The 22914-nt window shown below is 56.9% G+C and carries 12 protein-coding genes and 1 pseudogene; 5 read left to right on the forward strand and 8 right to left on the reverse strand.

The window, feature by feature from the left end:
- Positions 1-212 precede the first annotated feature (212 nt).
- Both LAO21_00220 and LAO21_00225 read left to right on the forward strand, forming a co-directional pair.
- Entirely contained in the window at positions 213-1553 is a 1341-nt protein-coding gene (locus LAO21_00220) for a 4Fe-4S dicluster domain-containing protein (protein ID MBZ5551113.1), read from the forward strand.
- A gap of 9 nt (positions 1554-1562) precedes the next feature.
- Positions 1563-2114, forward strand: coding sequence for a BMC domain-containing protein (locus LAO21_00225; GenBank protein MBZ5551114.1), 552 nt, complete (start codon positions 1563-1565; stop codon positions 2112-2114).
- A 188-nt stretch (positions 2115-2302) separates the two neighbouring features.
- Here LAO21_00225 and LAO21_00230 read toward each other — a convergent pair whose 3' ends face one another.
- From LAO21_00230 to LAO21_00245, 4 genes are all read right to left on the reverse strand, one after another.
- On the reverse strand, positions 2303-3127 hold the full coding sequence (locus tag LAO21_00230) for a hypothetical protein (protein MBZ5551115.1): 825 nt from the start codon (positions 3125-3127) through the stop codon (positions 2303-2305).
- Between the two features lie 444 nt (positions 3128-3571).
- Positions 3572-4279, reverse strand: a complete 708-nt coding sequence (locus tag LAO21_00235; protein MBZ5551116.1) for a hypothetical protein — start codon at positions 4277-4279, stop codon at positions 3572-3574.
- 101 nt (positions 4280-4380) lie between these two features.
- Positions 4381-5178: a hypothetical protein gene (locus LAO21_00240; protein ID MBZ5551117.1), complete on the reverse strand. Its 798-nt coding sequence runs from the start codon at positions 5176-5178 to the stop codon at positions 4381-4383.
- A gap of 437 nt (positions 5179-5615) precedes the next feature.
- Positions 5616-7397: an amidohydrolase gene (locus LAO21_00245; GenBank protein MBZ5551118.1), complete on the reverse strand. Its 1782-nt coding sequence runs from the start codon at positions 7395-7397 to the stop codon at positions 5616-5618.
- 284 nt (positions 7398-7681) lie between these two features.
- Between LAO21_00245 and pyrB the strand changes: the two genes are divergently transcribed.
- Positions 7682-8602: an aspartate carbamoyltransferase gene (gene pyrB / locus LAO21_00250; GenBank protein ID MBZ5551119.1), complete on the forward strand. Its 921-nt coding sequence runs from the start codon at positions 7682-7684 to the stop codon at positions 8600-8602.
- Between the two features lie 306 nt (positions 8603-8908).
- Positions 8909-11113 (forward strand): glutamate synthase, encoded by a 2205-nt coding sequence (locus LAO21_00255; GenBank protein ID MBZ5551120.1) that lies wholly within the window; start codon positions 8909-8911, stop codon positions 11111-11113.
- A gap of 1246 nt (positions 11114-12359) precedes the next feature.
- On the opposite strand, the pseudogene LAO21_00260 reads toward LAO21_00255, so the two are convergent.
- The 4 genes and pseudogenes from LAO21_00260 to LAO21_00275 form a co-directional block, all read right to left on the reverse strand.
- A pseudogene (locus LAO21_00260) lies at positions 12360-13676 on the reverse strand (molybdopterin-dependent oxidoreductase).
- Positions 13677-13743: 67 nt separating this feature from the next.
- A complete protein-coding gene (locus LAO21_00265) occupies positions 13744-14451 on the reverse strand; it encodes a (2Fe-2S)-binding protein (GenBank protein ID MBZ5551121.1) in 708 nt (235 codons plus the stop codon).
- Positions 14452-14458: 7 nt separating this feature from the next.
- Positions 14459-15337, reverse strand: coding sequence for an FAD binding domain-containing protein (locus tag LAO21_00270; protein MBZ5551122.1), 879 nt, complete (start codon positions 15335-15337; stop codon positions 14459-14461).
- Between the two features lie 77 nt (positions 15338-15414).
- Positions 15415-16851 (reverse strand): 8-oxoguanine deaminase, encoded by a 1437-nt coding sequence (locus tag LAO21_00275; protein ID MBZ5551123.1) that lies wholly within the window; start codon positions 16849-16851, stop codon positions 15415-15417.
- Between the two features lie 400 nt (positions 16852-17251).
- On the opposite strand from LAO21_00275, the gene LAO21_00280 reads away from it, so the two are divergent.
- Complete coding sequence (locus tag LAO21_00280) at positions 17252-22825, forward strand: PAS domain S-box protein (GenBank protein MBZ5551124.1); 5574 nt, start codon at positions 17252-17254, stop codon at positions 22823-22825.
- Positions 22826-22914: the final 89 nt, after the last annotated feature.

Genomic DNA, 22914 nt, shown 5'->3' on the forward strand with positions numbered 1-22914 from the left:
GTCGGACGTTGGAGGTCGGAAGTCAGAGTTGAACTGGGTGGAATTGTAGATCTTGACCTGTGGACTTTGAACCTTGGACCTTGAACCTTGGACTTGGGACCTTGGACCTTGAACTTTGGACTTATTGACTCTCTCCTCCTAATGCATTACAGTTCCCCTTCAACTGAACCGGGTCCTCCACGAGAAATGCCTCGTCACCGAATGGACACGTCTTGCTCAGCCAGGAATTAAGAAAATATGGGGTGGTGGGTGCCGGGGGTGCCGGTTTTCCCACTTATGTGAAAGCGAATTCCCAGGTGGAGTTTGTGCTGGCCAATGGCGCCGAATGCGAACCCCTGATTCACAAGGATTTTGAATTAATGAAGCAATTCCCGCAGGAGATTGTTTCGGGAATGTTATTGATGATGGATGCAACCCAGGCCCATAGCGGAAAATTTGGCATCAAGAAGAAGAATCAGGCCGCCATCGATGCCCTGGCGCCTCACCTGAAGTCGAAGAACATCGAGTTCACGCTGCTGGGTGACTTTTATCCATCGGGAGACGAGTACGAGCTTGTATACACCGCCACGGGAAGATTGATTCCTCCGGCGGGAATTCCCCTGCAGGTCGGTTGTGTCGTCAACAACGTTGAGACCCTCTACAACGTCCATTTCGCCAACGAAGGAGTTCCTGTTACCGATAAATTTGTGTCCATCGCCGGAGCCGTGAAGAATCCCTGTTCCTTCTGGGTGCCGATTGGGACCTCCTTCCACGAACTGATCGCATTGGCGGGAGGAGCGACGGTGCCTGACTTTGGCATCTTTGTGAGCGGCATCATGATGGGCACTCTCGCGTTTGATCTCGATGACGTGGTCACCAAGACCACGGCGGGGTTGATTGTTCTTCCCAAAAAACATTTTCTGATCACCCGCAAAAGCCAGCCGCAGGAAAGCATGAATCGGATCGGCAAATCCGCGTGTGACCAATGCAGCTACTGCACCGAGTTCTGTCCCCGGTATCTGCTGGGGTACGAGATTGTCCCGCACAAGGTGATGCGGAGTCTGGGTTTCACACTGTCGGGATCAGACCAGTGGAGCCAGTGGGCTGAACTCTGCTGCGGTTGCGGTCTGTGCACCTTGTATGCCTGTCCCGAGGATCTGTTTCCCAAGGAAGCGTGCGATCAAGCCAAAAGGGACATGCGTACGGCGGACATCAAGTTCGTTCAGAAAAAAGAAGTTCGAGTCCATCCCATGAAAGAATCCCGGCGGGTCCCGCTTCCGCAGCTCCGGAAGAGGCTGAGGGTCGAGGAATATGAGACGGAAACCCCGTTTCGGAAGATTGAGTACGCGCCCTCTCGAGTCCGGATCAAACTGTCGCAGCACGCCGGCAAACCCGCGCACCCGGTGGTCAAGGAGGCCGAGAGCATCAGGAAAGGCGGACTGGTCGCCCTCGTCGATGAACCTGATCTGGGTGTTAGTATTCACTCAAGCATCGATGGAACGGTCAGGGCTATTACGGATCATTGGATTGAGATCGAGGCGAAACCGACAGAGCGGGGAGGCGGCGAAACTTAATCGATTGCTATGCTAAAAAACTCCATCGGACTTATTGAATTGAGCAGCATTGCGGCGGGATTTGAGGCCTGTGATGCCATGTTGAAGGCGGCCGACGTTGAACTGATTCTCTCGAGGACAATCTGCTCCGGCAAATACATGGTCATGGTCGGGGGCGATGTGGCGGCGGTGCAATCCAGCGTTGAGGCCGGCGGCCGGGCGGGCGATTTTTCGGTAGTTGACACGTTCGTCATTCCCAATGTCCACGAATCCATTTTCCCGGCCATCGCAGGCACCAGCAAGGTCGAATTACTGGAAGCCCTGGGCATCATCGAGTCCTTTTCGGTCGCCTCGCTTATCGAGGCGGCGGACGCCGCGGCGAAAACGGCAAACGTCAAGCTCATTGAAGTGCGCCTGGCCATGGCACTCGGGGGAAAGGCCTTTGTGACCCTCACCGGCCCTGTCGCGTCGGTCCGCAGTGCCGTAGAGGCGGGCGCCGACGTCGTCGCCCAAAAGGGCCTGCTCGTCAACAAAGTTGTCATTCCGCAGCCCCGCGGAGAACTGTTAAATGAAATGATCTGAGCGAAGTCACGGACCCTGCCGATCGGCACTCCTGCAGCCATAGCCTCCCTGAATTGAACCTGCTAAAAAAAGGCCGGAAGATCCGGGTCTCGAGTTTGAGTCGGCCGCCCTTTTCTCGTCCTTGAAATGTGACGGCCAGTCAATGAAGCCCCTTACCTTCCGGCCTCTCGACTTCTTCCCCTTCTTCCCTAGAAATCGTCATCCCCATTATTGTCCAGTTGAGCCAGCACAAGCACACCGCCCGGTGGAATAATCAGGTTCATAAAACTGCTTGCCGATTGCCCGTTCAAGGATGCAGTCAGCGGTGTCCCATCATTCATAAACAGGTCGACGCGAACTGTCAGCGGGGACGACCCCGAATTCACGAGAACAACCTCGGTCGCCCATCCTCCGCCGGTCGCGAATTGAGGGAGAATGACCGACCCCGGCCCTCCCACGCCCGCTGAAATGACCGGGACGTTCGTGGGGGGAGCAAGGCTAGTGACCGGCAATGTACTGAAGTTGATCCCGCGAAAACGCAAGCCGACGACAGCCACTGCGATGTCCGAGGTGATCCTCACCGTCCCGTTGAAATCCATGGCAACTTGAGGCACGCTGGAAAAGAGCTCGGTCACAAACTGGGATACCTGGTGGTTCCCCGGCACGGTGATCAGTTTCGTCGCAACGGTCGTTCCATCGGCCTGAACCAGCGTCAGGGTGACATTAGCATCCGCGGTGTTTGGGTTCGTAATGGCGACACCGAGGTTGCGGGAGAGACGCCCATCGGACCTCACAAAAATTAAAGCATCTGTCGTCATGTTTGCAGGCAGGACCCCTGCCTGTGTGGTGGCATTTCCCTCTCTTTCTCCAAAGGTTTCAAACACCACCAGCCCACTGGGGCTGGACGAAGGCGTGACCACCGCAAAACCGGTTTGAACGGGCCCGTTCCCATTGTTTTTGTCGGCCCAGCCCAGAGCCGTCAACGCGAAAAAGGAAGCCAAAATCAATGTAAGCACACGTGTTCCTTTGACCATATGTACACCTCCATTTAATGGTACAAAAAGTTTGGATATTGGATTCGAAATGGAGGAAGCAATTCTCACGCCAAACCCCGGGGACGTCTCAAGCCCGAATCGTCTCCAAGGTCGCGCACCGATCACACATGCAAGTATTGAATATGAGAGGGTTTTTTCAGTCGCGAAATGCTCTCCGCCTTTCAACGAAAATTCGATTTCGAATGTTATTCAGGGTAAGGGGCGACTTCAAACTCAATTCAGAGAAAAATTCCCTGATTACAGCGTCCCTCAGTCGGTAAGTGACGAAATTTGTCGACGTCTCTCTTTGAAATGCGACGCGATTGGGGGTTGCATTGATTCATGGAAGCATTGGGGAGAGTGAGTATTCGAGAGCCGCGGGAGAGCGGGGGATACGGGGTTGGATTGCTGCGAGAATCTTTCGCCGCTTTCTTCAGGCAGGATCTAAATCAGTTCCTGTCTGAGCTTGCCCACCGTTGTCTTCATGACCTTGATTCGCGCGAAAGGTTTGTCATTGGATTCGACGACGGTCCAGGGGGCTCTATGTGTACTCGTCTTCAAAAGCATGTCTTCAACCGCGGGCTGGTAGTCTTCCCATCTTCCCCGGTTGCGCCAATCCTCTTCCGTAAGTTTCCAGGACTTATACGCGATATGCTCACGCTCTTTGAACCGCCGCAGCTGCTCTTCTCGACTGATATGCATCCAGAATTTGAGAATGATCGTGCCGAAATCGAGGAGCTGTCGTTCGAATTGATTGATCTCGCTGTAAGCGCGTTTCCATGAAGGTTCGTCGCAGTATCCTTCCACCCGCTCGACCAGCACGCGCCCGTACCAGGAGCGGTCAAAGATTGCGATCTCCCCGGCAGCCGGCAGCCGGCGCCAAAAACGGTAAAGGTAATGACGGGTCTTGTCGTCGCCTGTGGGCGCCCCGATGGGCCAAACGACATAACCACGCGGATCGATGCGTTCTGTGAGCCGTTTAATCGTCCCTCCCTTCCCCGCGGCATCCCAACCTTCAAACACAATGACCACGGGCCGCTTTTGCTGGTAGGCCTGGTAACAGAGCAGGTGCAACTCGTTTTGAAGCCGTTCCCGCTGGGTGTTATAGCGTGTGTGTGACAAGCGCTGCCTGAGATCGATCAGTTCAAGCATACAATAGCCTCCTTGCAAGATCTTTCTTTGATCCCGCCCGGTGCCGGATTGATCGGCTCCGCGGATTGGTCGCCGGCGAGGGTCTGCCCCATTTGATGGAGCTACGTGGCGGCGACTATCTCTTTCTTCCGTGAAGGTGCCGATGAGTCGGACCCAGCCTTGGCCCGTCCCTTCGCCGGCGGCGGAGCTTGATCACCCAGCCGCACTTCGAGGGCCTGGATGATGGCCTCGAGCACCTTGACTCGACAAAAATGGCGGTCCGTTGCCTCCACCAGGATCCAAGGTGCATGCGGGGCATCCGTGCGGGCGAGCATTTCTTCAACAGCCACGAGGTATTTCTTATATGCCTTATGCTGAGCGGCATCCTCGTCGCTGACCTGCCAGGCCGTCAGCTTGTTCTTGAGCAACCTCTTGATCCGGCGCGATTGTTCTTTCTTGCTGATGTGCAGCCAGAACTTGAGAATCACCGTTCCGTCTGCGGCCAATTGCTCTTCAAATTCCGCGATGTCCTGAAAGGCCCCCTGCCACTCCTGTTTTCGGACACTCTTGGCCACCCGATCGAAGAGCACCCGGCGATACCATGAAGTGTCATAAACAATAATCTGTCCTCGGGCAGGAATTTTCTGCCAGAAACGCCACAGCCAGGGATATTGCAACTCCGCAGTTCGAGGCGGTGTAATCGGGACGACGCGAAACCCGCGGGGATCCATCCGCTCTGCAACGATACGGATGGTGCTTCCCTTCCCCGCCGCGGCCCACCCTTCGAAAACGATGGCGACGGGGATCCCCGCCTGATAAATCGCATGCTCGAGATCGTAGAGCCGGTTTTGCAGCAGCGGCAGACGCCGCTGGCACTCCACCTTCGCGAGCGCCAAATTGAGATTGACCTTTTCGAGCATATTCGTACTCCAAAGCTCCCAGAAGATGGGGTGCTGATTTCATTTTTCACTTCATGAGGATACCCAAGGTTATTTGGAAAGAACAAACCATATAAATAGGACAGCCAGAATCAATAGACCCCATTTTAAAACAGTTCCGAAGACAGGTTCCGCGCCCAGCAGCCTCGATGAGGGATTCATTCCAGGGGCCTTGGGAGTCTCCGCGCCGGGGTTCCTTTCTGACGCCCCAACGGAGGATGGACAGGTATGCGAAGAACCCTGTTCTTCCTCCGTCCTCATTGTATCCGCGACAAACGCCTTCAACATGTCATCGTCCGGCATCTTCGAACTCCTCGTCGCTGACCTTGGCCAGCCGGGGTTTAATTCCATTCCCATTGCAAATCCAGTGAACCGGGGTATCGATCCTCATCTCCGGCATCTCCAAAACTAGAGGCTCCTTACTGGCTGAACACAACCTTTCCCCCCACAATGGTATGAGTCACTTCTGTCTTCGAGATGGCGTGCGAACTGGTCCGGAAGATGTCCTGTGACAGCACCACAACATCCGCGAGCTTGCCGGGTTCAAGCGTCCCCTTTTCACGCTCCTCGAATCCCGCGTAGGCCGCCGTCATGGTATACGCCCGGACGGCGTCTTCGACTGTGATTCGTTCCTCGGGGATCCAGCCGTGGGGGTTCTTCCCGTCGATAGTCTCCCGCGTGACGGCCGCGAAGATCCCCTGAATCGGAGAGAGGGGCGCCACGTTCCAGTCGGAACCAAAAGTTAGGGAAGCGCCGGCGTCAAGCAATGACCGGAAAGCGTATGAAGTTCTGAGACGGCTTCGACCCAGACGTCTCTGTGCCCAGCGTCCGTCGTCGATGGCGTGATACGGCTGCATGGACGACAGGACGCCCAGACGGGCAAATCGTGGAATATCGGCGGCCAGCAGATGTTGGGCGTGCTCAATCCGGAACCGGCGATCCCTGGGACCGTTCTCTTTCACGATTTCTTCAAAATAATCAAGGAGGAGATGATTGGCCTTGTCTCCAATGGCATGGACCGAGCACTGGAGCCCGGCCTGATCGGCGCCCTGGATGTTCCGCTTCAGCTTTCCTTCTGGGATGTTGTCGTCGGCCATCAGGCCTGTCGTGTGGGGGGCGTCGTCATATGGCTCAAAGAAGAGGGCGGTCGTCGAGCCAAGGGAACCATCCATGAACGCCTTGATTCCACCCAGCCTCAGCCACTCGTCCCCGATCCCCTGTCGTTTCACGACTTCGGCCTGGCGTTCCCACTGGCTCATGGGGGTGCAGGCGTTGATACGAACCGTCAATCGGTCCGCATTTCGGAATCGTTGATACAGTTCGTAATCACTCCAGGGGGTGATGTCCTGAACGGATGTGACCCCGACGCGCGCCGCCTCACCCAAAGCGGCTTTCAATGCCTCTTCCCTTTCTGCTTCTGTCGGCTGAGGAATCAGCGGCCAGACCAGACCCATGGCAGCGTCTTTCAGGAGGCCCGTCGGCTCTCCGGTCTTTGGATCGCGGACAATCATTCCTCCGGGCGGATCCCTGGTCTCTTTGGTGATCTTCGCCCTGCGGAGCACCACGCTGTTGGCGAGGGCCATGTGGGCATCGAGCCGGCCCACGAAAACAGGATCATTCGGCGTGAACGGATCGATCAGTTCCTTCGTGGGGAGCGGGGCCCCCCGCCACAATTCGTGATCCCAGTCGCCTCCCGTAATCCAACGTCCCTCACCCAGTTTCTCAGCCTTCTGCTTGATCCTGAGCGCAAACTCTTTGGGAGTACTTGCATCCCGCAGGTCAACTGACAGGAGCTGAAATCCTCCCGTCATGAAATGCGTATGGTCATCAATGAATCCCGGCAAGGCAAGCCGTCCCTGGAGGTCGATGAATGGGGTCCCCGGCCCCGCCAGCTTCTTGACCTCCTCGTTTGACCCGACCGCGGTGATGCGCCCCTTGAGCGACGCCAGGGCCTCAGCCCATGGCTGTGAACGATCCCCGGTCCACAGACGGCCGTTGAGCAACACCAGGTCAGCGAGAGGCGGATTTTGGGCCAAGTCTTCTGCCACAAGTTTCGACACGAACGGGATTATATCAGTCTGCTTGCTATTATCGACCGTAAAGACGATGAGGATATACTCGATGCCATTGGGCAACCGGATGTAAGCAGCATCGTGTCTCGTCGTCGAGGTCCATCCCGACTGGAACGGGTCAAATGTCATTTTAACTCTCAACGAACCAGGTCGTTCGAAATCGTGGACAGGAAGAAGCCCCAGGTCGCGCGACGCCTGCCTTGAGTCACTTCGTTCCTCAAAGCAAAATTTCCCTACAATTTTTGTTCAAGATACCTTACATTTAACTCTTCGGCCCGCCCTGACGATCGAACCCGTAGACGCGCGGCTGGTGTTCATCGGCCAGGGCAGGGATTCACTCGAATTCAGGCTTTACCATGTTGGCTCCGGCATTTTGACCTTGTTCAACCACATCCATCGCGAGGCTCCCTTTCATGAAACTTCACCATGTTGTCGAATCCCAGCAGTTCAGCCTGCCCTTGCTCCAGGAATTATTTGAATCGACGCGGCGCATGGAAAAGGTCGTGGCCCGAGGCGGCACAAACGACTACACCGGAAAGATTATGGCTTCCCTCTTCTATGAACCCTCCACCCGCACCCGGTTCTCCTTTGAAGCGGCGATGATCCGGCTGGGCGGACGGTGCATCTCCACCGAAAACGCCCGCGAGTTTTCCTCCATCGCGAAAGGCGAGACCCTGGAGGATTCCATACGGGTCATCAATGGCTACGCCGATGTGATTGTCATGCGGCACAATGAGGTCGGGGCCGCCAAACGCGCAGCGGCGATTTCACAGATCCCGGTGATTAATGCCGGGGACGGCATCGGTCAACACCCCACGCAAGCCTTGCTCGATCTGTACACCATCGAGAAGGAGTTGGGCAACGTCGATGGGCTGAAGATTGCCATGGTGGGCGATTTGGCCCAGGGTCGGACGGTACGGTCGCTGACGTATCTACTGAGTAAATTTGCCCGGGTAAAGATCTACTTTGTGGCCCCCGAGGCCCTGAAGATGAAGGAAGATATCCTGCAACATCTAAAGGAACACAACGTCTGGTACGCAGAGGAAACCGATCTCGCCAAAGTCGCCTCTGAGGTCGACGTCGTCTACCAGACACGGATTCAAAAGGAACGGTTTGGCGACCGCATCGAGGATTATGAGAAATCGAAGGGGGTTTACATCATCGATACCACGCTGCTGTCCCTGATGAAGGCCCGCTCCATCGTGATGCACCCGCTTCCTCGAGTCGGTGAGATTACCACCGACGTCGATTCGGACCAGCGCGCGGCTTACTTCCGCCAGGCCCAGAATGGACTGTTCGTGCGAATGGCCCTGCTGGGGATGGTGCTCGGTTAGACTCCGGCAAGGGCATCGAGCAGTGGGAGGCCCGGGAGTCCTGGTTTCGAAGTCAGAGGTCTGAGGTCAGAGGTCAGAGGTCAGAATCCCGAAATCAGAATCGGACACCAATCTCAGGCGTCCGGATGGGCTTCGATCTGAGGCATCTCAAGTTTGGTTCGAAGGTTCCCCTGACACCCGGCACCCGACACCTGAAACCTTTTCGAAAACTTCTGCAAAGGTGAAACTGGACCGCGTCCGCGAAACTGAACCGCTCATGCATAATCGCCAAACTGCTCTCTACGTTGTTTGACATCCGGGCCCACTATGGCTGAACTCTATCCGGCTCCCTTTGCGAACCTTCTCAAGCGCATGTTCGTCGAGTACGAACGTGAAGGGAAGATCTTCGACCTGCCCAAACGAAAATTCTACAAGGCGGACTCATCGCTGGACACCTCAGTCCGGATGCACGGCCATCCGGCCTCGTCCCCGCTGGGTCCCGCCGCGGGGCCCCAGGACCAGATGGCGCAGAACATCGTCCTCGCCTGGCTCGCGGGTTCGCGCATCCTGGAATTGAAGACCATTCAAATCAACGACGAACTCAAGATTGCGCGGCCCTGTATCGACGCACACAATATTGGCTATAACATCGAGTGGTCGCAGGAACTGAAGCTTGAGCAGTCGCTCCGCGAGTATGTCGCCGGATCGATGCTCATTGACATTCTGAAATCGTCCGGGATGGGCGACGTCGAGCGATCCCCTGAAAAGACTCAAACCATCTTTGACATGTCGGTCGGTTACGATCTGGCCGGCATTTCCACTCCCCGCGTCCGCGCCTGGATGGAATCGATGAAGGATGCGTCGGCCCTGGTGGAAGAGCTGCGGCAGCAGATCCCGGCGGAGTTCAAGGACCTGCGCGGTCTCAATTTCAGTACGCGCCTCAGCGATACCCTGACCTTGTCCACGTTCCATGGCTGCCCCGCCCATGAAATCGAAAGGATCGTTGATTTTCTGCTCCGTGAAATGGGGCTCCACGTCATTATCAAGTTGAACCCCACGTTGCTGGGTAAACCGGCCGTAGACCACCTGCTGCACGACGTCATGGGTTACCACGAGATTCGAACGGAGCAGGAGTTTTTCGACAAGGACCTGCAATTTGATCAGGCCATCGAGATCTGCTCGCGGCTGGAAAAGACTGCGAAATCCCTCGGCCGCAAACTGGGCGTCAAGTTTTCCAACACCCTTGTGGTGCTGAACAACAGCAAGTTTTTCCCCTCCAGCGAAAGGGTGATGTATCTGTCGGGCCAGCCGCTGCATGTCATCACCTTGAACCTGGTCAGGAAATGGCGCCAGGCGGTTGGAACCGCCTACCCGGTTTCGTTTTCGGCAGGGGTGGACGCACAAAACTTCTGCAACGCCGTGGCCATGAATTTTACGCCCGTCACGACCTGCACCGACCTGCTCCGCCCCGGGGGTTACGGTCGGTTGCCGAATTACATGCACAAACTCGAAAGCAAGATGAAGGAGATGGGTGTCCGCACTCTGGGGGATTTCATCCTCTACTATGAGGATCAAGCCGTGAAAGCATTCGATCGGGTGACCGCTCAGGACGAGTGGAAGATGGAAGCGCCGACCCCACTGCGATCGCGGCTGCTGGACGAGGTGTTGCCGGCCTTTCTTCATGAATTCAGGAGGTGCCTGGAACGACGCGCTGCCACCCGGGATCTGATTTCGAAGCATGGGGAATCGTGGAAATCGCAATATGATCCTTCGCAGGTCACGGAAGAGCTGACCCGGTTCCAGGTGGAAACCATCGCCGTGGCAGGCCTGCTCAACATGGAAGTGGTCGTTGAGCGGACCACCCGTGATGAGCGGTATTATGCGAAGAATAACCGTTCAACCCCCCGCAAAATCGGGTCTCACCTTTACCTCTTTGACTGCATCAATTGTGACAAGTGCGTTCCGGTCTGCCCGAACGATGCAAATTTTGTCTACGAGACGGAGCCCTGCTCCCTTGATTATGTTAATTACCGGGTGACGCCCGGGGAGCTGCTGGTGGAACCGGGCGGACATTTCGAGGTCCGGGAGGCCCACCAGCTTGCCACCTTTCAGGATTTCTGCAACGAATGCGGCAACTGCGATGTCTTCTGCCCTGAAGACGGAGGTCCCTACGTCGAAAAGCCGCGCCTGTTTGGTTCATCGGCGGCGTTTGAAAAATGGGTATCCCATGATGGATTTCTGGTTGAACTGGGCCAGCACGTGGAGCGGATGCGGGCGCGCCTTCATGGCGAGGAGTTTTACCTCGAGGTCGATCCGCTCGGCGACCGGGCGCGGTTCCGCACGCCGTTGGGAGAAATCGAATTCGAGTATTCCACACGCAGACCCCTGGAACAACGACTCTTGGAAGGGGTCGACGAGGCGCGGATCGACGTGCGGAACTTCCTGACGATGAATTCCGTGTTGCGAGGAGTGCTGAATCCGAAGTATGTGAATTACGTAAACGTGGGCAGTGTCTCGGTCCTGAAGAGATGATTCGCTTCCTTGCCATCCGTCATTGAGAGAAATAGCCTCACGCCGACGTGGCAAGGCGCAACGATCTAATGCCGTTCAGCACCTTTTCCGGAGTGATCGGGAGATCGCGAATCCGGACTCCAACGGCGTTATAGACGGCGTTGGCGATGGCAGGAGCAACTCCATTGATTGGAATCTCGGCGATCGCTTTCGCCCCATAGGGCCCGGTCGGTTCGTAAGTCTCCACCAGAAACGATTTGAGTTCGGGCATATCCACAGCCGTATAAATGTTATAGTCCTTGAAGCTGAGATTCAGCGGCCTCCCCTTCTCATCAAACACCATTTGCTCGGTTAAGGCGTACCCCAGCGCCTGGGCCACAGCGCCTTCAATCTGTCCTTCCGCCATTTTCGGATTGATGGCCACGCCACAATCCACCGCGGTGACCAATCGAAGCACCTTCACAATGCCCGTCTCCACGTCCACCTCCACCTCGGCGAACTGGGCGCAGAAGGGCGGCGGAGAGTCATAAGACATGTGGGATGCATGCCCCTGGATCTGAAACTGATGCTCCTGGTAAAGGGAACGCAAGCAGACTTGCTCAAAGGTCACAAAGCGCCCGTCTGGAGCACACACCTTGCCATTGTGAACAACGAGATCCTTCTTCTCGGGGCGGGCGGCGGTGATCGATTCCGCGGAGGCCGCATGGAGCGCTTTTCCTTTTACAGGATCCAACATCTCCTCGGCGACCTCCAGGATCTGCTCTCGCGCCTGCTCGCAGGCTTTCTTGACCGCGCTCCCGGAAATGTAGGTGGTCGAGGAGGCGTACGCGCCGGGATCGAACGGCGTCATATCCGTGTCGGAAGAGTAGACGATGATCTTGTCGGGTGAAGTTCCGAGGGCTTCTGCGGCTACCTGGGCAAACATGGTGTCTGCCCCGGTCCCGATATCGGTCGCGCCGACCTTCAAGTTGAACGAGCCGTCCTCGTTCATCTTGATCCATGCCGCGCCCATGTCGACACCGGGAATTCCGGAGGCCTGCATGGTACACGACATCCCGACTCCACGGTAAAGTGGGTGCGACACCCCGGATTTCAGATCGGAAATTTCAGATTTCAAATTTGTCGGATTTGAACTTGAATCCGGGTCCCTATCTGAAATTTCAGATCTCAAATCTGAGATCCCGGTATTCGATGAGTCAGGGCTCCCGGAACCGAGGATCCTCGCCCGCGGATCCGGATTTCGATTGGTCTTCCACCTCACCTCCTCCGCTCCGCGGTCAATGCATTCATCCAGCCCACAGCTCTGGATCGTTTGCTTGTAGCCCTCGCGTCCTTCTCCCAGCACCTCCGCAATGGGCGTCGGCTCCCCTTCCCGCACATGGTTCTTTCTCCTGAATTCCAGGGGATCAAGCCCCAGCTTCTCGGCCAACTCATCCATGTGCGAGTCCAGCGCGAAAAATCCCTGCGGGCTCCCATAACCCCTGAAGGCGCCGGCCACCGGGAGATTGGTATAGACCGCGTTGGCCTCGAAGTGGATATTCGGAAAGCGGTAGAGTGACAAAGCCCGGCTGCCACTCACGCATTGCACGGTGAGCGCATGGGTCCCGTAGGCGCCGGTGTTTTCCAGGATGTCCATCGAGATGGCCGTCAGGCGACCATCTTTCTTGACGCCGGTTTTCATTCGAACAATCTGCGGATGGCGCGTGCGGGCGGCATGGAGTTCCTCCGCCCGCGTGAACTCAAGCCGGCAGGGCCGTCCGGTCCGCACCGTGACCAGGGCACACAGGTCTTCAATCAGGATTTCCTGCTTTCCGCCGAATCCCCCTCCAATCCGCGGCTTAATGACACGGATCTTCTGGACAGGGAGCCCGATCAAGGGCGCAATGATGCGGCGGACATGAAAGGGCACCTGCGTGGAGGTCCGCACGATCAGCCTTTCATCTTCATCCAGCCACGTGATCGTGATGTGCGGCTCGATGGACGCCTGCTGAACGTAATGAACCGCATATTCTCCCTCGTGGACCAGTTCGGCTTCGGCATATCCCTTTTCGACGTCCCCCACCTCGGCCCGCACGTGGGCGGCAATGTTCCGCTGGGGAGAATGGATTCCCCGCTTGTCGGGGTCCAGATGAAGGCGCGGCGTTCCGGGATCAGACGCCCTTCGCGGATCAAAGTTCGCGGGCAAAGTCTCATAATCCACCTCGATCAGCTCCAGCGCCCTTTCAGCCACCTCCTCAGACTCTGCAGCCACACAGGCCACCCGGTCACCCACAAAGCGAACCACCGAATCAAACATCACGGTGTCGTAGGGGGACGGCTCCGGCCAGCCCTGACCGGCCGTGGTGTAAGGGACCCGGGGAACATTCAAATACGTGAGGACACAGCGAACTCCACGAAGCTCTTCCGCCCGCTGCACTTCAATCCTCTTAATTCGGGCATGCGCATGCGGAGAATGCAGGATCTTTGCATGGAGCATGCCTTCCATCTTGATGTCGTCAACAAATGTTCCCTTGCCGGAGGCCAGCTTGACGCTGTCTACGCGGCGAACACTTTGATTGACGCTTTTGAATTCACGTGTGGGCATCGCTTCACTATGACCTCAACAGGCCCCCCAACCGGGGATTCTCAAGCGGGGATGGGACGACGCCTGTTCACTTCTGCTCCAAAACCAGTTTCTCGGCAGCGCGAAGAACCGCCTCGACGGGTTTGAAATAGCCTGTACACCGGCACAGATTCCCAGCCAACGCCTCTCGGACCTCCTGTTCAGTGGGAGGCCGTCGCTTGATGCCGGGCTTTCTCTTTACGGGCGTGACCTTGGTCTTCCGTTTGATGGATGGAAGGTCGATCAAACCCTTTTCAACGAATAATGCCAGGCTCGACAGGATCATCCCGGGCGTGCAGTATCCGCATTGAATCGCATGGGCGTCGACAAAGGCCTGCTGAAGGGGATGCAACGATTCAAAAGCCGATGGATACTCCTCCCGGGAAAAGGCCGCAGGATTCTGAAATGAAGACCTCGAAGCAGCGGAGGAATCTGAAGGCTTGTGCCCGGCTTCCGGACCAGCCTCTTGGGCCTCAGAAGGCTCGTCGGGGCGGGATGTATCGTTCATGCTGGCCTTCACCCAGGGGACGCCCTCAAGGGTTATGACCTCGCGCTCGTCCACCTGGGCTGCCAAGAGGATGCAGGTATTTACGACTTTTCCATCAACGATCACCGCGCAGGCGCCGCAGTCCCCCGTTTCGCATCCATGTTTCACACTGAAACAACCGGCTTCTTCCCTCAGCAACGACAAGAGGCTGGTGTTTGCAGGAACATCAAATTCCCTTTGCTCCCCGTTCAAGGCAACCGACAGTTTCATATACTGATTATTTCTCCTTCGAACACCGGCGGAGTAAGCGTTGGATCAGCACCGCAGCGATCGTCTGTCGATAAGTTCCCGAGGCTCGAGCATCACTTATGGGGCGAAGTTCGCCCCAGCCGACTGAACCGGTGGACTCAATCACTTCCGACGTCAGCACCTTTCCCTGCAAATACGATTCAAGCGGGGTGAGCCGGCAAGGCACTTCAGCAAAAGAGCCTAATGCCACCCGGGCTTCGGTGCATTGATGATTTTCGTCAAATGCCAGGACCGCCACCCCAGAAACGAGGCTGGGTTGGGATTCAATCTGCTCGATGTGCTCAAAAGCGGCAGAGCCGGAGGGAGCAGGCGTGGACACCACGATTTCCAGGAGCAATCCCGGAATCGCCTGGCCGATTCCTGTTTTCCCGCTCCGGAACGCCGGCATTGACCAGAAATCCGAAATCGACATCTCCTTTTCTTCCAGCGACAGGGTCATGAGCTTGACGCGCGCCTTGAGGGCCAGCAGGACCGTGGCCAGATCGCTCCGCTTCCAGTTCGCGCAAATCTCTCCCCCCACGGTCCTCTGATTCCGGATCATTCGGGACACCGAGTTGCGGCGGCACGCCCCAATGAGGATTCCATTGGCGAATTTTGCCAGCCTCGGATTTTCGAGAATAGATTGGAGGGTCGCCATCGCGCCGATGTGGACCGCTCCCTCTTCCCGCTTCAACATTCTCAGCTTCAGCGAGGAGATATCAACCACCTCCTCGACATCCCGGCGGGAAGCAGCCAGCAGATGGGTCCCGCCCGCCAATACGACACATCGCCCCGGATTTGCGCTGAGGAGGCGGACGGCAGCTTCGATGGAGCGGGGACGATAGTACTTTCTTAGGTTAAGCAGCATGAATTCATTTCAAGCGAATCAGCACGGGCGTTCTCTTTTCATGATCTCCCAAAGACGTGCTGAAGCTGGAGGCTGACTTAGCTTGCGGACTCTTTGTTTCTCTTCCGCGAACGGCTTAACATCTCTGTCGAGAGGCGGTTCTGGGATGCGACGAGCGCATCCAGGTCCAGATCTAGAATCTTGCCGGCCTCGACCACAATTTTACCATTGACCATCGTGGTGTGCACAGCATTGGATGACTGCGAGAACACCACGGCCGCCAGGGGGTCACTCATTGCTCCCGCAAAGCTGAGCTGGTTCATGTCGATAAGAACCAAATCAGCCGCCTTGCCCTCTTCAATTGAGCCGATCTCATCGGCCCAACCCAAAACCCTGGCGCCTCCCCGCGTTGCCATCCATAAAACATCTTCCGCAGACATCCATGGGGTTGAAGCGGCGGGTTTGGTGCCCCGCGGAACGGCTCCTCCCCTTCCGGCTTCGGGCAGTCGGTGAAGCAACAGCGCCTGACGGATTTCCGCGAGGAAATTTGACGTGTCGTTGGAGGCAGAGCCATCCACTGCCAACCCCACAGGCGTCCCTCCTTCAACCAGACCGGGGACCGGGGCGATGCCGCTCCCGAGCCGCATATTCGACGTGGGACAGTGCGCGACACCGGTGCCTGTCTTCGCGAAAAGGTCCACCTCGGCATTGTTCAGATGAACACAGTGGGCAAACCAAACATCCGGCCCGAGCCAGCCCAGCTTCTGCATCAACTCGACCGGGCGGCACGAGTAAATCTTCTGACAGTATTCCTCCTCGTCACTGGTCTCGGCCAGGTGTGTGTGCACGCGCAACCCATGCTGGCGGGCATATCGAATGGTGCCCTTCATGAGCGCAGGAGTGACCGAGAACGGGGAGCAGGGAGCAAGGGCGATGCGACACATGGAAAACTTCGAGGCATCATGAAATCGCCCTACCACCCGCTCGCAATCCCGCATTACCTCCGCCTCACCCTGGACCACATCATCAGGTGGCAGGCCGCCCTGGGACCGGCCCCGGGACATCGACCCGCGGGTCGGATGGAACCGGATTCCCATCTCCCGAGCCGCACGAATTTCTTCATCATGAATCCCTTCGACTCCGCGGGGAACCAGGTAAAGATGATCTGTGGTGGTTGTGCAACCTGAAAGCAAGAGCTCCGCCAGGCCGACCTTGGTGCTCGTGTAGACCCCCTCGAGGGTCAATTCACGCCACACCTCATAGAGTGCCACCAACCAGTCAAACAGGGGAACATTTTGGACTTCCGGGATGTTTCGGGTCAGGGTCTGATACAAATGATGGTGGCAATTCACAAACCCTGGGAGAAGGATCTTCCCGGCGGCATCAATCACGCGATCCGCCTGCCCTTCGAAAGGGCCAGAGCCTATCTTCTCAATGACATTTTCCCGAACCAGCACAAACCCGTCATGAATTTTTTCACGGCGGTCGTTCATCGTAACAATTTGCAGGGCGTGCTGAAACAGGATGGTTCCCAACGAAGTCTTCCCCCCAACACATTCCTGAAACGCTCGTTTCAAGGAATAGCAACGATACTATAGCGCAACTGTCAAATAATGCACCCTTGCGGCCCATGTGGCTGATCCCCCCTGGGTCCGAACACATGGAACCCTTGAACGAATTTCTGGCGGGATCGAGGGGCGTTCGATAAAATAGTGATGCGCGCTCTTTCCCCGAGCGCCATGTGGGGGCAAGAAGAAGGCCTAATCATTTCATCAACCCTTGTCGATAAGTCCCTATGAGGACTCAAATCCCCAGGGAAGTTACGAAGGATCAGGGCATTAGTGTCTATATCCATTTGATCAGATTCCTAATACGCCCGGAGATCGACCCAACTTACAAGCGGATGCCTATTTCAACGAACAGTCGGAGGCAGGCATGAATAAGAAACCGGGGGGCGAGAAGAGCGCGAAACCCACGAAGAGAAAACCTGCACGCCCGAGTGTTTCTCCACGGGTCGGTCGTACGGCAGTCCCGCCTCTACAAGACCGGATTCTTGTTCTTGACTCGCAAGGGAAGATCCTCGAATCCAGCCCGGCAAACCCTGCTCTGCCCGATCGAGGGGCTCAAAAAATCATCGGAAGGACGCTCCAGGAATTGTTTGCTCCGGCTCAGGCGGATCTCTTCCTCGGCCAGATCCGACGGGTCCTGAAAGAACGCAAGCCCATCCCGGCCGAATTCTCTCTCCAAACGGGCGGACAGGAAGCATGGTTTTCCGCCACCATTTCGCCGAAGTCGAAGGAGTCGGTGATCTGGGTAACTCGCGACATCTCCGAGCTCAAGAAGGCGCGGGAGGCCGCGCAGAAAGCTGAGCAGCGTTACCTCAGTTTGTTTGAAAATTCCCTGATCGGGGTGTACCAAAGCACGCCGGATGGAAGAATCCTGGGGGCAAATCCCCCGCTGGTCCGCATGCTGGGATACGAGTCCCTGGATGAACTCTTAAAGACCGACATCGAAAAGAATTTATACGTGGACGCATCAGTTCGCCGGAAGAATTTGGAAACGCTCAAGAAAAAAGGAAGGCTTGCCGGAGCCGAGTTTGAGTTGCGGAGAAAAGATGGCCGCCGGATCACCGTGTCGGAACATGCCCACACCGTCACCGACGGTGAAGGAAGAATTCTGGCCTATGAGGGAACCCTGATCGACATTACCGCGCGCAACCGGGCCCAGGAAGCGGTGGTTGAGAGCGAACGGCGCTTTCGTATCATGGCCGACAGTGCCCCCGTTCTGATGTGGATCTCGGACGCCCGGGGAGGGTGTACCTTTTTCAACCAGGGGTGGTTGGATTTTACCGGCCGGACCCTGGATCAGGTCCTCGGCGACGGGTGGACGGCCGACGTCCACCCGGATGACCTGCCCCAATGCTGGCAGACTTATCAGGCCGCGCTCCAGGTCCACCAGCCCTTTCGGATGGAATACCGCCTTCGACGTGCGGATGGGGTGTATCGATGGATCCTCGACACCGGGCTCCCCCGTTTTGAATCGGACGGCAGTTTCCAAGGGTACATCGGCTCAGGGACCGACCTGACCGAGTTAAAGGTCGCTACCGAAGCCCTGAAGCACAGTGAAGAGAAACACCGGTACCTGTTTGAAAACTCGCCGGTCGGAATTTACCGCAGCTCTCTTGCCGAAGGGACGATCCTGGACTGCAATCACGCCATACTGAAAATGTTTGGAGTTCCCGATCTCAAAGGAGGCCGAACCCTCGATACCTACCTGAACCCCGGTGACCGGGAGCGGATGAAAAACCAAATCCTGAAGAAGGGCGTGGTCGAAAACTTTGAGACTCAACTGAAACGCGCCGACGGCTCACCCTTCTGGGCTTCCATCTCCGCCAAGCTGCGCGAAGGGGAGGAGGTCCTTGAAGGGGTTATCACCGACATCACGGAACACAAACAGGCGGAGCGAGCCCTGCGTGAAAGCGAGGACCGCTACCGGGACCTGGTGGAACACAGCCATGATCTGATTTGCACGCACGACCTCGAAGGCAAGATTCTCTCCGCCAACGAGGCCGCTCTTAAGCTTCTCGGCTATAGCCAGACGGAGATTGTCGGCAAGAACATCCGCGATTTCCTGCCCCCTGAGGTTCAGGAGGAATTCGAGGCGTTCTTGGCAGCCATCAAAAGCCGCGGTTCCGTCCACGGTTTCATGCAGGCGCAGACCCATAGCGGCGAGAGACGCATCTGGGAATATCAGAGCACGATCCGTACGGAAGGAGTGCAAACACCGGTCGTTCGGGGAATGGCCCACGACATCACCGCCCAAAAGCGCGGCGAGCGAAGACTCCGGAAGATCAACGAGTGCTTGTTGAAGTTTGGGGCCGACCCGCTCGAAAACATCAATCGTCTCACGGCCGTGTGCGGTGAATTGATGGGTGCCGCATCGGCTCTGTACAATCGTCTTCATCACGGGATGCTGTGCTCCTGGGGCCAGTGGAGCACTCCTCCGGACTTCAAACCGGAAGACAACCCCGAGGGACATATCTGCTCCGACGTCATCAAACAGGGTCACGACGAGGTCACCGTGGTCCGCCATCTGGATGAGTCCCCTTATGCCGCAACGGACCCGAATGTGAGGGCCTTCCACCTGAAAACCTATGTCGGCCGAACCGTTTTGGTGGCGGGCGAGCCTGTGGGATCGCTGTGCGTCGTCTACCAAAAGGATTATGTTCCCAGCGAGGATGAGAAGAGGATGATGAGCGTGATCGCTTCCGCCATTGGCGTGGAGGAGATGAGGAGGCAGGCGCGGCAGGAGCTCCACGATGCCAATGAAACGCTCCAAGCTTTGATTGAGGCTTCTCCTTTGGCCATCAACAGTCTGGATCGCGAGGGAAGGGTGCTGCTTTGGAACCCGGCGGCTGAGAAACTTTTTGGGTGGACCGAGCAAGAGGTTCTGGGCAAGGTCAACCCCTGCATCCCGCCGGGGGGAGAGGCGGAATTTCATCAAATGCTGAGGCGGGTCATCGACGGCTTTGCCTTTACCGGTCTGGAACTCCAGCGATTGAGAAAAGACGGGTCCCTGGTCGACGTCACCGCTTCTGCCGCCCCCCAGCGCGAGAGCGGGGGAAATGTGAAGGGGGGCCTCGGGATCTTTGCGGACAATACCGAACGCAAGCGCGCGGAACGGGAACGCCAGGTCATCTTTCAAATCATCGAAGGGGTCAACCAGACCGACAATCTGGATGAACTGCTCCGCTTGATTCATCAATCCCTGAGCCGCATTGTCCAAGCGGAAAACTGCTTCATTGCGTTGTATTCGAAGGAGGATGACATCCTGGAGTTCCCGTTTTTCATCGATCAATACGATTCCCCTCCCGCCCCGATGAAAGCCGGGAAAACGGCCAGCGCCTATGTGTTGCGGACCGGCAAGCCGCTGCTCCTCACGGAAGAGGGTTTCCGCCACCTCGAGGAACAGGGAGAAGTGGATCTGTTCGGAACCCCCTGCCCTGCCTGGCTGGGCGTTCCGTTGAACACTCCTGCAGGAACCATCGGGGTGCTCGTGGTTCAACACTACCAGGATCCCCATGCCTATAACCAGAGAGACCTTGAATTTCTCGCCTCCGTGGGGAATCAGATCGCCCTCGCGATTGAACGCAAGCGCACTGAAGAAGCGCTTCGACAAAGCGAAGAACGGTACAGGGCTTTCGTGCGGCAAAGTTCTGAGGGGATCTGGCGATTTGAGGCAGAACCTCCCATCCCTCTCCATCTCTCTCTCGACGAGCAGATCGAGCTTTTCTATCAAAATGCCTATCTGGCGGAGTGCAATGATGTCATGGCGCAAATGTACGGCTTTCCCACCGCGCAGGAGATAGTTGGCGCTCGACTCTGTGATTTGCTCCCGAGGTCTGAAGCGCGGAATGTCGAAACCCTTCGACACTTCATCCGATCCCGCTACCGGTTGAACGAGGCGGAGACCCTGGAACTCACCAAGGAGGGGGAACCCCGGAATTTCCTCAATAATCTTGTGGGAATCATCGAGCAGGGATCCCTGGTGCGCGCCTGGGGAACCCAGCGCGACATTACGGCCCAAAAGCAGGCGGAAGAAGCCCTGCGAGAGAGTGAAGAACGATATCGGCGGCTTGTGGAGCTTTCCCCTGAAGCCATTGTGGTTCACTGCGAAGGAATATTCGTTTTTGTGAACTCCGCCGCCATGCAGCTCTTCGGAGCCGCCCAACCAGAGGATCTTATTGGCACGCCGATCCTCGACCGGGTGCACCCGGAACATCGAGTTGTCGTCGCGACGAGGATCGGAAAGTTGGTGGGATCGAAGGAGCCGGTTCCATTGATTGAAGAAAAGTTTCTGCGGCTCGATGGGTCCGTCATCGATGTCGAGGTCACCGCCATCCCGTTCGTCTACCGGAATAAACCGGCCGCGCAGGTTGCCATCCGGGACATCACCGCACGGAAACGCGCCGAGGAATCGGAACGAAGGCTGCTCCGGGCCGTGGAACAGACCGATGAAGTGATTTTCATGACCGGGCTTGACGGCACGATCTCCTATGTGAATCCCGCCTTTGAGAAGATCTATGGCTTCTCCTCGGTGGAGGCGATTGGCAAAACGCCCCGTATCATCAAAAGCGGTTTCCTGAGCCAACAATACTACGAGCAATTCTGGAAGACCCTTCTCTCGGGCAAGAGTATTCGGGGGGAAGTGACCAACCGGACGAAGGACGGCGAATTGGTGACGGTCGAGACTTCAGTGAACCCGGTGGTCAATCCCGAGGGAACGATGATCGGTTTCATCTCGGTCCAGGAAGACGTGACCGAGCGGAAGCTGCTGGAGAATCAGCTCCGGCAGGCCCAGAAGATGGAAGCCGTAGGAAGACTGGCGGGCGGCGTCGCCCACGATTTCAATAACCTGCTGACCGCCATCGCCGGATACTCCGACTTGATGCTTATGCGTCTTCCCCTGGGCGATTCCCTTCGGCGCCACGCCGAGGAGATCAAGAAGGCCTCAGACCGGGCGGCGTCGCTGACCCAACAACTCCTGGCGTTCAGCCGCAAGCAGGTGTTACAGCCCAAACTGCTCGATTTGAATTCAGTGGTCTCGGACATGGACAAGATGCTCCGCCGGCTGATCGGGGAGGACATCGAACTGGTGACCCTGCGCTCTCACGACCTGGGAAAAACCAAGGCGGATCCGGGCCAGGTGGCGCAGGTTCTCATGAATCTGGCGGTCAATGCCCGCGACGCCATGCCCAAAGGCGGGAAACTGATCATCGAAACCGCGAACGAGGATATCGATGAAGCCTACGCCAGCCGGAATCCGGGAATGCATGCGGGATCCTATGTGATGTTAGGCGTCAGTGATACCGGCAGCGGCATGGATCCTGACACACAGAAGCATCTGTTTGAACCCTTTTTTACGACGAAGGAGCTGGGCAAGGGGACCGGGCTCGGACTGTCGACCGTCTATGGAATCGTCAAACAGAGCGGCGGCTATATCTGGGTCCATAGTGAGGTGGGAAAAGGGAGCGCATTCAAGGTCTACCTGCCGCGGCATGAGGAAGGCGGAAAGGCCTCTCAGATGAAAGCGGAGCAAGCGGCCCTGCTCCAGGGGACAGAGACCATCCTGCTGGTTGAGGACGAAGACGGGGTCCGCGACCTCGTTCGGGATATCCTCCAGATGAACGGCTACACCGTCTTGGAAGCCTCGGCGGGAGAAGAAGCCCTCCAGCGCTGCAAGCAACACAACGATGTCATCCACCTGGTGCTGACCGATGTCGTGATGCCGTTGATGAGCGGCCGCGAACTGGCCGAGCGGATTGTTCCCCTCAAGCCCGGGATCAAAGTCCTTTACATGTCGGGCTACACGGATGACACCATCCTGCATCATGGCCCCCTGGGAGCAGATATGGCGTTCCTCCAAAAACCCTTTACGCCGGAAATCCTGGCTCGCAAGGTGCGCGAGGTGTTGGATGGAGGCGGTCGAGACTCGAAACCTAATATCTAGACCTTCGCCGCCATCCCGCGCGGAGATTTCATTGTTCGGATGAAGCGATCAGGCTGCGAGATTCGATTCTGCTGCGAAAGCCCCGAGGC

The organism is Terriglobia bacterium, from assembly GCA_020073085.1.
Lineage (GTDB): Bacteria > Acidobacteriota > Terriglobia > JAIQFV01 > JAIQFV01 > JAIQFV01.